This is a genomic window from Kribbella sp. NBC_01484 (assembly GCF_036227145.1).
In the GTDB taxonomy this organism is placed as follows: domain Bacteria; phylum Actinomycetota; class Actinomycetes; order Propionibacteriales; family Kribbellaceae; genus Kribbella.
In genome coordinates this window covers 2,012,094-2,024,601 of the sequence record NZ_CP109437.1, presented here as the reverse complement: position 1 = coordinate 2,024,601, position 12,508 = coordinate 2,012,094, and the positions used below count along the sequence as shown (strand labels likewise).

Here is a 12,508-nt window from a genome sequence, read left to right as displayed (position 1 = left end):
CAGGGCCGGCCGGCTCCGCCGTTCAAACGTTCGCTGGGCGTCAGTTCAGGCTGATGGTCGGCCAGGTGCTGGCGAGTTCGTTGCCGACGGCTGCGATCGCGAAGGTGCTCAGGCCGACGGTGCCGACCAGCGCCATCGCACGGGCGCCGACTTTGGTGCGCTTCGGCAGTGTGATCGGACCGAGCGGGTCGGTGGCGTCCGGGGCGGTGGACTGGGCGTCGGGCTGGGATTCGGGCTGGTGCTGGGCGGTCATGCGCTTCCCCTGTCGCTGTGTGGGTTCCGGCGCTGTGATGGGCGCCTCGACCCGGTGGTTGGTTCGAGCAGCAGCACGGACGGAACGCGTTCGGGGAACGCCAGCCGGAGCAGGCCGTAGCCGATTCCCGCCAGACCGGTCAGCAGGCCTGGAGATGGAACCGCCCGCGGTGTCCCGCACTGCGGCCCGTACTGCTGTACTGCGGCGAGCACCAGCCCGGCACGGCGTCGCCGTACCGCCTCGACGGCTGGGTGATCGCGTTCGGCCAGCCACATCAGTGGCTCGACCGCGCCGAGCTCGCCGTGACACAGACTCATGTCGGCGAGCACCGGACGTTCTGTCGCGGCCCTCAGATACGCATCGAGGTCCGCGGGTACTCCGGCCGCCAGCCGGGCCAGTGCGGTGCCGGCGTCACCCGAGCACCAGCCGTGGCCGGCAGGCCGGTCCCCTCGATCCAGATCGGCAGCCGCGCGCGCGGCATCCAGGTACCTGTCGCCAGGTACGCCGTACTGACCGAGAGACCACGCGATTCCCTGGTAACCGCGAGCGAAACCGTGATCCGCTGCTACTCGGCCACGGAGGCCGCTCTCTACGGTGGTTACCAGTTCGTCGGCGTACCGCGTGGCCAGTCTGTGTGCCGCCGGGAGGCCGTCGATCGCTTGCATGGCGGCGAGTCCGCCGGCTGCGCCCTCGGCGTACGTCGGGAACTCGGTGGACTCGGGGACGAGCCGCTCGGTGAGTTCCAGCGACCCTGTCAACCAGGTGGTGAGCTCGGACTCGCCGAGGAGTTCGCAGAGGCGGTTGAGGCCGTAGCTGATGCCACCGAGTCCGTGGAAGCCGGGTCCCACCAGTTGTGCCGACTCCGGGTCCGCGGCTAGGGCCTCGAGCAAGTGGGGGAGAGGGCGGATGGCGTCGCGGGCGAGATCGCAGTACTTGCCGGCTCCGGTGAGGACGCCGACCTGCGCAAGGAAGAGCGCCGTACCGGTGTAGCCGTTGGAAAGCCCTGCGCCCATTGGCCTGATGGCCCAGTGGTGGTCGTCGAGCAGTTCGAGACCGAGCCAGTTGGCCGCGCCGCCGCGCTCGCTGATCACCTGCGCGACGATCTCGTCGGCGATGTCGGTGGCCGCGGCCAGCAGGCACTCGGGGTCCGCCTCGGTGGCGCCGAGCCACGGCCTGCCGGCCGTCGTGGTGTGCACGATCGGCTCCGGCCGGGTGGCGAGCGATGCCGAGATCAACCACTTCTGCCGGTGCTCGTCGATGTCGCCGAGACTCGCGATCTTCGCCTCGACCGCGGCCAGTCCTTCAGTGGCGAGGACGTTGGCGATGCGAGTGCCGTCGGAGGACCAGACGTCACGGCTGTCCGGACGAGCAGTGAAGAGCGGTACGTCGCCGGCCCACAGGTCGGCCAGCTCGTAAGGCACCAGGTCGCGCAGGGACTCGTCGGCGTCCCACAACAGGTCCAGTAGCCGGCTGCGACCGGCCGCGTCCCGCAGTGCGTCCGGATGCGTGGACTCGTCCAGCAGGCCCGTGTAGAGACTGGTGCTCCTCGGGACGAACCTGATCTGGTCCGCAGCACAGCGAGCCAGCAGACCGTCGGGCCCGATCAGCTCGTCGCGATGCCAGGCGATCGCCTCGTAGGCGGCCCGGAACCCTGTCAGCACAGCGATCTCGTGGTCCCGCGGCTCGATCATCGCACCGTCGAGCAGTGGGCGGTTGGCGGCGCTGTGCGTCCGGCCAGGACGCCGGACCAGGTGCATCGAGTCCAGGCCGGCGTCGGCCCAGTCGACCACACCCATGGGCGCTGTCGCGTCCGCATCACCGCCCAGCCCGGACAGGTCCGCCACTCCGTGCTCGCCAGTGACTAGTAGCGGCAACAGCGCAGTGCGGTAGACCGAACTGAGAAGCGCGCGGTACGCCGGGTCGCGGCTGAGCGAGCCCACTGGTGTGTTGCTCGGATGGAACAGGGTCTCCACGTCGACGAGGACAGGCTGGTCGCCGATGGCGATCAGGTTCTCGTAGTGCATGTCGGTGCCGTCCAGCACGTACAGCAGCGCCAGTAACGCGCCCTGCCGGTGATAGAAGCGCCGTACGCCGGCCAGATCGTCACACTGCTCGTGTACTACGTACTCCAGCCAGCCATAGCCGTGACGGGTCAGCACGTCGACCGTGCGGATGTCCAGACCGGTCTTGTCGTTCAGCCAGTCGACGAGCTCGTTGAAATGCCGGTGCAGGCCGAGCGGCCGGGGCTTGTAGACCAGCCGCCGCCCGTCCGCGAAGGTGAGGGTCGCTGTGCACCGCCCGCCGCGGTGGGGATCGCCGCCGGGCTCGATGGCGGTCAGCGCGCCGGGGTCACGGCCGCCCAGCAGTCCGGTGACGAGCGACTCACGGTCGTCGGCGAGCCGTGCCAGCAACTCGAGATGCCCCTCGACCGCCTGCCGGCACGACTCGCCCAGGACCCGCGCCAGTACCGGGTAGGCGGCCAGGAACTCCGCCAGCTCGCTCCCTCCGACGAGCCGGTGGGTGAAGTCCAGGAACCGTTCGGCCGGGGTGTCGCCGGCCAGCTCACCGCGATCGCGGGCGCGGGCGAGCTCCAGCACCAGCGTCCGCGACGCCAGCTTCACCAGCCGCAGCCCGAGCCGATGCAGGAACTGCTCGGTCAGGACGCCGGTGTGCCCGGCGGCGACCAGATCGCGGCGGGCCGCGGTGAGGAGGGGTTCCAGGCAGCGCATAAGCGCCTGCCGCCAGTCCGTGCCGGGCCCACCCGCTGCCTCGGCCGCCCCACCTGACGTGTGGCCGCCGATGACACCGGTCCCTGCAGGGCCCCGACCGGCGGCAGGCGCGCTCGGTGGGAGAGCGGTACTGCGCTCCACGTACTCGACCCAGGCCGGAGCGGTCTGGGTCAGCTCGTGCGGGCGCATTCCCGCGGACCACCAGGTGTCACGCTGGTCGGTCCGGGCCCGCCCGGTGGTCACTGAGTTGAGCACGCGCACAGGCTGCCATCGGCGACGGGGTCGGGGCATGGGTAACCAGCCCCCATATTTAGCTGGGGCTCGTGGCGGCGTCGGATTCGAGCCTTGTCGGCGATGCCTGCCGCGGGGCGACGACTGGGGGTTGACCACCCCGCGGCAGCAGCGCCCGGCCGAGCGGCCTCTGGTGGAAGGCCGGCCGGCTCAGGTCGGGAACGCTACGGTTCCCAGCTCGGTGTCTGCACTCCTGGTTGGCCTCCTCTGTCCGCGAATCCGCAACGATCGCCGGGAACGATGCCGTGACGATCCGGCCCCGGGCAAGGGCTTCGAACCCCCAATTTCCGGCCGCCCGACAGGCCCGGACAGATGGGTGTGGACCGGCCGGAACATGGGGGGCGAACACCCATGTGTGATGCCGCGGACACTGCGACGGTGAACAGGTGCTCACCCCTGTCGCTCCTGGACTGCCCGTCTCGGCTCACTCCGTGCTGGACGTCGTACCGCAGCTGCCCGGTCAGTCGGCTGCGGCCGCGCTCCGGGAGACCGCGGAGGTGGCACAGGCTGCCGACGACCTCGGCTACCGCCGGTTCTGGGTGGGGGAGCAGCACGGCGTCCGAGGCGTCGGCAGCGCGGCACCGGCTGTGCTCGCTGCGGTCCTGGCCGCGCGGACGGACCGGATCCGGCTGGGCGCCGGCGGTGTGCAGCTGGCCAACCATCAGCCGCTGGTCGTCGCAGAGCAGTTCGCCGCACTGGCAGCGGCGTACCCGAGCCGGATCGACCTCGGCGTGGGTCAGCAGCACAGCCTGATCCCCAGTACAGCGACCGCACTCGGCGGTGGCGCCCGGGACGCGTTCCCGCAGCGGTTGGACGAGCTGTGCGGGTTCCTCCGGGACGGCTTGCCCGGGCGAGCACCTGTGGGCGACGTACGGCTGACACTGGCCGGATTGCCGCCGCCGGTGTTCGTACTGGCCGACCATCCGGGTGCTGCGGCGACTGCCGCCGTCCGTGGGCTGCCTGTGTTCCTGGCGCATCACTGCGCGGCCGCCGGGACGCCGGCGGCGGTGGCGGCGTACCGGGATCACTTCGAGCCGACCGGGCCCACGGTCAAGCCGTACCTCGCCGTCACGGTCGGTGTGGTCGCGGCCGACTCGGAGGAGGAGGCGATCATCCGGTTCGCGGAGTACGTGCGGGTGAAGACCCGCCTCGGTACGACGGGACCGCGAGCGACACCGGCCGAACTGATGGCGGTCCTCGAGCAACCACTGACCGGACGCGAGCGCGGCCGGGCCGAGCGGATGCTGGACGACCCGAGCACCATCGTCGGCTCGAGAGCGTCCGTGGTGGCGGAGCTCGGCGGACTGGTCGCCAGTACGACCGCCGACGAGATCATGCTGGTCCCACTCGCCTTCGACGGCCTGGTCCGGTCGGCGATCCTCCGCACCATCGCCGCCGGCCTGACCCGCATGGTCCGCACGATCCCCAGGCACGCCCCACCACTCATCGCCACCGCTTAATGTGGGTACTGCCGACTAGTGAGAGGCGGGCTCATGTCACGGGAGCGGGAAGTCGTCGAGGCGTGTCCGACCGAGCTGTACATCGGGGGGAAGTGGGTAGCGGCCGAAGGTGGCAAGACCCTCGCCGTCGAGGACCCAGCCACCGGTACGACGCTCTGCGACGTGGCTGATGCCAGTCCGGCCGACGGCAAGGCCGCACTGGACGCAGCGGTCGCCGCGCAGGCGGACTGGGCCGCGACGCCGCCGCGAGAGCGTGGTGAGATCCTGCGCCGCACCTATGAGCTGATGACCGAGCGGGCCGACGACCTCGCGCTGCTGATGACGCTCGAGATGGGCAAGCCGGTCGCGGAGTCCAAGGGCGAGATCGCCTATGCGGCCGAGTTCTTCCGCTGGTTCGCCGAGGAGGCCGTCCGGATCGAGGGCGGCTACCAGATCGCGCCGAACGGCAAGGGCCGCTTCCTGGTGATGCGGCAGCCGGTCGGGCCCTGCCTGCTGATCACTCCGTGGAACTTCCCGGCCGCGATGGGCGCCCGCAAGATCGGTCCGGCCGTCGCCGCCGGCTGCGCGATGGTGATCAAGCCTGCCTCCCAAACCCCGCTGTCGATGCTCAAACTGGCCGAGCTGATGACCGAGGCCGGACTGCCGGCCGGAGTGCTGAACGTGATCACCACGCACAACGCCGGCGGTGTGATGGAGCCGCTGATCCGGGACGGCCGCGCGCGCAAACTGTCCTTCACCGGCTCGACCCAGATCGGCCGGAAGCTGATCGAGCAGGCCGCCGAGCAGGTGCTGCGGACCAGCATGGAGTTGGGCGGCAACGCGCCTTTGCTCGTGTTCGCCGACGCCGACCTGGACAAGGCGGTCGACGGGGCGATGCTGGCCAAGATGCGCAACGGCGGCGAGGCCTGTACGGCGGCCAACCGGATCTACGTGCAGACGCCGGTGATGGACGCGTTCGCGGCCCGGCTGACCGAGCGGATGGCCGCGCTGAAGGTCGGCCGTGGCACCGAGGACGGGGTCGACGTCGGCCCGTTGATCGACGGGACCCAGCGGGACAAGGTGCGCGAGCTCGTCGACGACGCGGTGGACCAGGGCGCGCGGGCGCTGACCGGCGGATCGGTTGCCTCGGGCAACGGATACTTCTACCCGCCGACCGTGCTGGCCGACGTCCCGCAGAGCGCCCGGCTGCAGAAGGAGGAGATCTTCGGCCCGGTCGCACCACTGACCGCCTTCGAGACCGAGGAAGAAGCGGTCCGGATGGCGAACGACACGGAGTACGGCCTGGTTTCCTACCTGTTCACCAACGACCTCACCCGCGCGCTGCGTGTCTCCGAGAAGCTCGAGACCGGGATGATCGGCCTCAACCAGGGCATCGTCTCCAACCCGGCCGCACCGTTCGGCGGCGTCAAGCAATCCGGCCTCGGCCGCGAGGGCGGCACTGTGGGCATCGACGAATACCTGGAGATCAAGTACGTCGCGATCAACGTGGACTGATCTGTTCGACGGTCAGGGTCAGGCGCTGGATGCCCCAGTTGCCGGCGGCGGGGCCGGGCGGGAACCAGACGTCGACGATGTCGTCCTTGATCCAGCTGCCGATGTCGGCCGCGTAGCAGTGGCCGCAGCCGGGCACCCACAGCCGGGTCCCCCACGGGATGATCCGGGCATCGACCGCGCAGATCCCGGTGCCGGCGTTGTAGCCGAGCGCGGTCTGAGCGACATGTTTGTACGCCGAGACCCGGTAGTTCAGCGTGGTTGGTGGGGCGGGACCACGAGGTTTCACCCTCAAGTAGCGGTCCCGCACCCCACTTAGTCAAGGTCTCGACGTAATTCAGTTCACCAGATCGTTCGCCGAGCGCAACACCGGTACGCCGACCTGCGCCGGAGCCGTCCCGCCCGTCACATGGAAGGTGTGGCGCTCGCCCGCGGACAGGGTGATCAGGCACGAGTCCACCCGCGCCGCCGCGTCCAGCCGGTCCGGGAACAGCGCCAGGTCCTTCGCCAGTGCGGTCGCGGTGACGGTCACGTCGTACCCGTCGGTGGTCGGAGCGACCGACGCGGTGTAGGCGTCGCCGGCCAGCCGCAGCGCGGTGTCCTCGACGAAGTACCAGTACGCCGTCGACTCGCCGCTGCGGACCTCCAGGTACTCGCGGTGGGGGTCCCCCGGCGTGGCGACCGACTCGGGAACCGAGCTGAGGATCGCCGAGCGTGGTTCGACCTCGAGCGCGAACGTCTCCTGCGCGAGTACCGTGCTGTCTGTGCCGGTCGATCGCCGGCGGACCGTGATCTCACCCGTCCAGCTCGCGTCCGTGTCGTTGTGCGCGGCAACCACTAGTCCGTCTTCCCGCGGCTGCACGGTCAGCAGGCGTTCGGCGTACACGCGCTGCAAGGCGAACCACAGCGGCTTCCGAATCCCGTGCCCGTCGACCGCCGCCCACGACACAACCGGCCAGTTGTCGTTGAGCTGCCAGACCACCGCGCCGGTGTTCAGCGGGAACAGGCTGCGGAAGTGCTCGATGCCATAGGCAACCGCTCGCGCCTGGTTCAGCTGCGTCGTCCAGTGCCAGTCGTCGATGTCCTTCCATCCCGGCAGGTGATCACCGAGTCCGCGCTCCAGCTTGAGGTTGCCCTCGAAGGCCTTCTGGTGCACGAGCATCTGGGCGCCGTACGGATCCAGCGGCGCGTCGTGCACGACCGAGGTCAGCGTCGACCACGCCGGCGGCCCCTGGAACCCGAACTCCGACACGAACCGCGGCTTGTACTTGCGGTACGTCGTGTAGTCGACCTGGTTCCAGACGTCCCAGATGTGCATCGTCCCGTGCCGCTCGTCGTTCGGGTGGATGAAGCGGTCGTACGAGTACGGGCTGCCCGGCGAGTACGGCGTTCGCGGGTCGAGCTCGGCCACGATCTTCGGCAGCAGGTCGAAGTAGTACCCCTCACCCCAGGCACGCTCGGCCAGCGGCACCCGCCAGCCCCACTCGACGTACCCCCAGATGTTCTCGTTGTTGCCGTTCCACACCGCGAGGCTGGCGTGCTTGCTCAGCCGGCCGACCGCGTCCCGCGCCTCGGCCTCCACCTCGCTCCACAGCGGCTCGTCCTCCGAGTACGCCGCACACGCGAACAGGAAGTCCTGCCAGACAAGGATTCCCAGCTCGTCGCAGATGTCGTAGAAGACTTCGTTCTCGTAGATTCCGCCTCCCCAGACGCGCAGAAGGTTCATGCCGGCGTCGACCGCGTCCTGGATGCTTGTGCGATAAGTCTCCGGGGTCAGCCGGGTCACGAACGCGTCGTCGGGGATCCAATTGGCGCCCCGGATGTAGATCGGCTTGTCGTTCACCGACAGCACGAACGGCGTCCCATCGTTGTCCGGAGCAACATTCAGCGTCACGCTCCGGAAACCGACCCGCCCGTTCCACTCATCCCGGTCGTCGACCGTGACGGTCACGTCGTACAGCGGCTGCTCGCCGTGGCCGCGCGGCCACCACCGGTCCACCGCGTCGATCGTCGAGGTGAGCTCGACGGTCTCGGTGCCGGCGGCAACTGTCGCCGTCTGCGTCGTGCCGCCGACCTCGACGGTGATCGACGCGTCGCCGCCCTCGCGGTCGGCCCACGCGAGCGCGACCTGAGTGGTCAGGACACCCCGGTCGCCTTCGACACCCGCCAACGGACGGACCGTGTCGATCCGCACACCGGACCACGACTCGATCCGGATCGGCCGCCAGACGCCCACGGTCGCGACGTCCGGACCCCAGTCCCAGCCGAAGTTCGACGCCATCTTCCGCAGCTCGTTGTACGGGTGCAGGTTCGTGTGCGGCCAGTCGCCGACAGTCGCCCGGATCTCCTCGGCCCTCGACACCGGACCGGCGAACTCGATGACCAACTCGTTGTCACCGGCAATCAAGGCCTCGGTGATGTCGAACCGGTACGAGCGGTGCTGGTTCGCGGTCCGGCCGAGCTCCCGGCCGTTCAGCGTCACCGTCGCCACCGTGTCGAGGCCCTCGGCGACCAGCTCCTGCCGGGTGTTGCCGTCCGTGGCCCAGGTGAACTCGGTCCGGTATCGCCAGGACGTCCGGCCGATCCAGGCCAGCTTCGACTCGTTGTCACCGTCGAACGGATCCGGGATCTCGCCCGCCGCGAGCAGGTCGGTGTGCACCTCGCCGGGCACCGTGGCGGAGATCGGCCGCCCGATCAGACCCTCCGGCGCGGAACCCTCCAGCGCACTCACGGTCCAGACAGCACCGCCGTCGGTGGTCAGCGGCACGACATTGAGCGTTGTCACAGGCGTTCTCCCAGGTGAACCGGTTTAGTCGGTGCGAACCGCTCCCCGGTCGAAGGGGAGCGGTGAGATCAGTCTTCGAGGACGACGCGTCGCCACAGGTCGGCGATCGCGCGGTGTCCGGCGGCGGTCGGGTGCACGCCGTCGTGGGCGAGGGTGGCCGCACCGACGACCGCAGCCTGCCGGTTCAGCTCGACATCGGCCGGTACCAGGATGGCGCCGTACTCGACGGCGAGCTTGCGGACCACGTCCAGCTTCGGATCGAGGTCCTCGCGCCACGCCTCCTGCCCGTCCTTCACCGGCAGCAGGAAGAGCTCCATCGCGACGACGGGGCAGGTGAGCGGGTCGAGCATCGCCCGGTACGACTCCTCGAACGACTCGGCCGTCGTCGGGTCGTCCTCGTCGTACCGCCGCCAGGTGTCGTTGATCCCGATCAGGATCGACACCAGCGACGGCTCATGGGCCAGCACATCGGCGGACCACCGGGCGGCCAGGTCGGCTGCCCGGTTGCCGCTGATGCCGGCGTTGACGATCCGCGGCCGGCGCGGACCGAGATCGTCGTACAGGTTGCGCACATAGCCGTCGCCGAGCCCGTCCGGGTCGGTACGGCGGCCGCAGTCGGTGACCGAGTCCCCGGCGAACACGAGGGTCCGCCGGGGATCGAGAAGGATCGTGGTCACAGGGTGGCCGCGGTGACGTCCCAGTCGTCCGGCAGGATCGGCGCGACCTCGACGGTGCTCTGCACGTCGACGAACGCGCCGGTGTCGATCGACTCGGTGATGGACGCCATCACGTCGACGATGTGGAACGCCAGCGCCCCGGTCGCCCGGTGCGGCCGGCCGGCCCGGATCGCCCGCGCCATCTCCAGCACGCCGGTGCCCCGCTCGGCCACCGCCGTAGTACTCGCGAGCGTCTCCCACTCGTCCGCGCCTCGGCGGCGGATCTTGACGTCCCCGGCGAACCCGTTCGGGTCCGGTACGGCGAGCGTCGCCTCGGAGCCGGTGATCTCGACGAACCCGGCCCGCGACAGCGGCGAGTCGAAGCTGAAGATGCTCTGCGACGACTGCCCCGACTCGAACCGCGCGATCGCGCTGACGTGGGTCGGCACGGTCACGTCGAAGTCGGTCCCCGCCAGCGGACCGGATCCGATCGTGCGCTTCTCCCGCGACTTCGAGCCGAGCCCCGCCACGGCGCCGACCGGACCGAACAGCTGCACCAGCGTGGTCAGGTAGTACGGGCCGATGTCCCACAGCGGTCCCGCGCCCTCCTGGAACAGGAAGGCCGGGTTCGGATGCCAGGACTCCGGACCGGGCGACTGCATCAGCGTCAGCGCCGTCAGCGGCTGACCGATGTCACCGCGCTCGATGATGCGCCGCGACTCCTGCAGGCCCGGACCCAGGATGGTGTCGGGTGCGCAGCCCAGCCGCACGCCCGCGTCCTGGGCTGTCGACAGCAGCTTCAGGCCGCTGTCCTGGTCGAGCGAGAACGGCTTCTCACTCCACACGTGCTTGCCTGCGGCGACCGCTGCCAGGGCCACCTCGACATGTGCGACCGGGATGGTCAGGTTGACCACGATCTCGACGTCCGGGTGGTTCAGGACCGCGTCGGGACCGCCGTGGCTCTCGATCCCGTACTGCTCGGCCTTCTCCTTCGCCGCCTCCGGCCGCAGGTCGCCGATCGCGACCACCTTCAGGTCGGGGAAGCTCTGCATGCTCTTGATGTAGGCGTCGGAGATCACCCCGGCGCCGATCACCCCTACGCCAACAGCGGTCATGCGGGTGCGCCCTCTCCGGTGAGGAAGGTGTAGCTGCCTTCGACCGCGTCGAAGATCTCGCCGGAGAAGTCGTCCAGCTCGACCACGCGCAGCGCGTTCGGCGCGGCGGCCAGGATGTCCCGGACCGCGATGACGCCGTCGCCGACCGCGACCTGGGCCTTGTTGTCCAGGGTGCCGTCGCCGTCCTTGACGTGGATCGCCTTCACCCGGTCGCCGAACTTGCCGAGCAGCGCCGGTACGTCGGCGCCGCCGACGGCGGCCCAGTAGGTGTCCACCTCGAGGATCACGTCGTCGGACAGGTTGTCGACCAGGATCTCCAGCCCGTGCGCGCCGCCGATCTTGGACTCGAGCTCGAACTGGTGGTTGTGGTAGCCGACCGTGATGCCGTGGTCGGCGGCCTCGATCGCGGCCTTGTTCAGCCCGTCGGCGATGACCTTGATGTCGTCGGCGGACTGCCAGCGCGCGGGGTCGGTGTGCGGGTCGATCACCGTGGTGATGCCGAGCCGCTTGGCCGCGGCGTAGATCGGGGCGCTGTCCTCCCGGAGCAGGCCGGCGTGGGTGGTGGGTGCCGAGAGTCCGTGCTTGGGCAGCGCCTCGGCCAGCCGGTCCGCGAAGGCGGTGACACCGAAGGGTTCGACCTTCGTGTAGCCGATCTCCGCGATCCGGGCCAGGGTGGCGTCGAAGTCCTCTTCGAGCTTGCCCCGGACCGTGTACAACTGGAGGGACAGGTTGTCCACTGCGACCATGGTTTCTCCTCGTCGCCGGCGCCTCGCCCGCTGCCCTGGGGTTCACACCGACTGATAAGCCGAACCGGTTAAGTAACGACGACAACGCTATCCCACCCGACCCCGCCGACACCACCCTCCGCCCAACCACTGAGCGGTCACCATCCCGCAACCCTCCAACTGAGTGGAGATCCCCCGAGCCAGGGGGTTGCCCCCTCAGATTCCGACGGGGCAACCCTCCATCAGAGGGGGCATGCCTTCAGTTGGAGGGTTGCGGCGTGGAGGGGATGTGATCAAGGATCACGCTCTGCGCCAGGGCGATGACACGGTGTAGGATCGGCGCACACTGGAGGATTCCGGACCGACTCGTCAGCGGTCCGGCCGCCGTGAGGGGTGTTCGTCGTGGCTCGAGTGACCATCAAGGAGATCGCCAGACGCTGCGGCGTCTCGCAGGGCGCGGTGTCGTACGCGCTGAACAACCAGCCGGGGGTCTCCGCGGCCACCCGGGCTCGGGTCCTGAGAGTGGCCGCCGAACTGGAGTGGGTGCCCAACCGGGCCGCCCGGCAGTTTGTCGGCGGCGCGCAGCGAGACGTTCGGGCTCGTCCTTGCCAGGACCGTGCAGACCTTGATCGAGGAACCGTATTTCATGGGCTTCGTCGGTGGCGTGGAGTCCGTGCTGGGCGAGAAGTCGTACGCGCTGGCCCTGCAGGTCGTGGCGGACCTGGCCGAGGAGCAGGTGACGTACCGGAAATGGACCGCGGAGCGGCGGGTCGACGGCGTGATCGTGGTCGATCTCCGGGTCGCCGCTTCCTGGATCTCCTCACCGGAGCCGTCCCCCAGGCACACCTCTACCCCACCCCACTGCTCATCATCCGCGACAGCTCAGGCCCGCCACCGCCTGGCTAGCACCTCGCCCAGACTCGAGGCCTCGGACAGGGTCGCGTGGGTCTGAACAGGTTATTGCCTGTTCAGACCCACCGGACCCTGTTCACGGCCCCGCCAA

The 12,508-nt window shown here is 69.6% G+C and carries 10 protein-coding genes and 1 pseudogene; 4 read left to right on the top strand and 7 right to left on the bottom strand.

Annotation, left to right across the window (positions count from 1 at the left end; translation table 11 throughout):
- Window positions 1–40 precede the first annotated feature (40 nt).
- Both OG555_RS09925 and OG555_RS09920 read right to left on the bottom strand, forming a co-directional pair.
- Entirely contained in the window at window positions 41–253 is a 213-nt protein-coding gene (locus tag OG555_RS09925; protein ID WP_328525731.1) for a hypothetical protein, read from the bottom strand.
- The gene (locus OG555_RS09920) at window positions 250–3,237 is read right to left on the bottom strand and encodes a type 2 lanthipeptide synthetase LanM family protein (protein WP_329482520.1); all 2,988 of its coding nucleotides are present in this window, start codon (window positions 3,235–3,237) and stop codon (window positions 250–252) included. The genes OG555_RS09925 and OG555_RS09920 overlap by 4 nt, the downstream gene beginning before the upstream one ends.
- Before the next feature lie 422 nt (window positions 3,238–3,659).
- On the opposite strand from OG555_RS09920, the gene OG555_RS09915 reads away from it, so the two are divergent.
- Both OG555_RS09915 and OG555_RS09910 read left to right on the top strand, forming a co-directional pair.
- A complete protein-coding gene (locus OG555_RS09915) occupies window positions 3,660–4,733 on the top strand; it encodes an MsnO8 family LLM class oxidoreductase (protein WP_329482519.1) in 1,074 nt (357 codons plus the stop codon).
- 33 nt (window positions 4,734–4,766) lie between these two features.
- Window positions 4,767–6,227: an NAD-dependent succinate-semialdehyde dehydrogenase gene (locus OG555_RS09910; RefSeq protein WP_329482517.1), complete on the top strand. Its 1,461-nt coding sequence runs from the start codon at window positions 4,767–4,769 to the stop codon at window positions 6,225–6,227.
- Here the strand turns inward: OG555_RS09910 and OG555_RS09905 are convergent.
- The 5 genes from OG555_RS09905 to OG555_RS09885 form a co-directional block, all read right to left on the bottom strand.
- On the bottom strand, window positions 6,214–6,534 hold the full coding sequence (locus tag OG555_RS09905) for a 3D domain-containing protein (protein ID WP_329482516.1): 321 nt from the start codon (window positions 6,532–6,534) through the stop codon (window positions 6,214–6,216). The genes OG555_RS09910 and OG555_RS09905 overlap by 14 nt on opposite strands.
- A gap of 27 nt (window positions 6,535–6,561) precedes the next feature.
- Window positions 6,562–9,009, bottom strand: coding sequence for a glycoside hydrolase family 2 protein (locus OG555_RS09900; RefSeq protein ID WP_329482515.1), 2,448 nt, complete (start codon window positions 9,007–9,009; stop codon window positions 6,562–6,564).
- A 68-nt stretch (window positions 9,010–9,077) separates the two neighbouring features.
- Window positions 9,078–9,686: an SGNH/GDSL hydrolase family protein gene (locus OG555_RS09895; RefSeq protein WP_329482514.1), complete on the bottom strand. Its 609-nt coding sequence runs from the start codon at window positions 9,684–9,686 to the stop codon at window positions 9,078–9,080.
- Window positions 9,683–10,780, bottom strand: a complete 1,098-nt coding sequence (locus OG555_RS09890) for a Gfo/Idh/MocA family protein (RefSeq protein ID WP_329482513.1) — start codon at window positions 10,778–10,780, stop codon at window positions 9,683–9,685. Before OG555_RS09890 ends, OG555_RS09895 begins: the two co-directional genes overlap by 4 nt.
- Complete coding sequence (locus OG555_RS09885) at window positions 10,777–11,526, bottom strand: sugar phosphate isomerase/epimerase family protein (protein ID WP_329482512.1); 750 nt, start codon at window positions 11,524–11,526, stop codon at window positions 10,777–10,779. Before OG555_RS09885 ends, OG555_RS09890 begins: the two co-directional genes overlap by 4 nt.
- 372 nt (window positions 11,527–11,898) lie before the next feature.
- Between OG555_RS09885 and OG555_RS09880 the strand changes: the two are divergent.
- Together OG555_RS09880 and OG555_RS09875 are read left to right on the top strand one after the other, a co-directional pair.
- Window positions 11,899–11,997: pseudogene (locus OG555_RS09880) on the top strand (LacI family DNA-binding transcriptional regulator); the annotation flags it as partial.
- Between the two features lie 133 nt (window positions 11,998–12,130).
- A complete protein-coding gene (locus OG555_RS09875) occupies window positions 12,131–12,457 on the top strand; it encodes a hypothetical protein (RefSeq protein WP_329484952.1) in 327 nt (108 codons plus the stop codon).
- The last annotated feature ends 51 nt before the right edge of the window (window positions 12,458–12,508 follow it).

Excerpts from the sequence above, each read along its gene's own strand:
- OG555_RS09925 (WP_328525731.1), bottom strand. The coding sequence starts at position 253 with ATGACCGCCCAGCACCAGCCCGAATCCCAGCCCGACGCCCAGTCCACC.
- OG555_RS09910 (WP_329482517.1), top strand. The coding sequence starts at position 4,767 with ATGTCACGGGAGCGGGAAGTCGTCGAGGCGTGTCCGACCGAGCTGTAC.
- OG555_RS09890 (WP_329482513.1), bottom strand. The coding sequence starts at position 10,780 with ATGACCGCTGTTGGCGTAGGGGTGATCGGCGCCGGGGTGATCTCCGAC.
- OG555_RS09885 (WP_329482512.1), bottom strand. The coding sequence starts at position 11,526 with ATGGTCGCAGTGGACAACCTGTCCCTCCAGTTGTACACGGTCCGGGGC.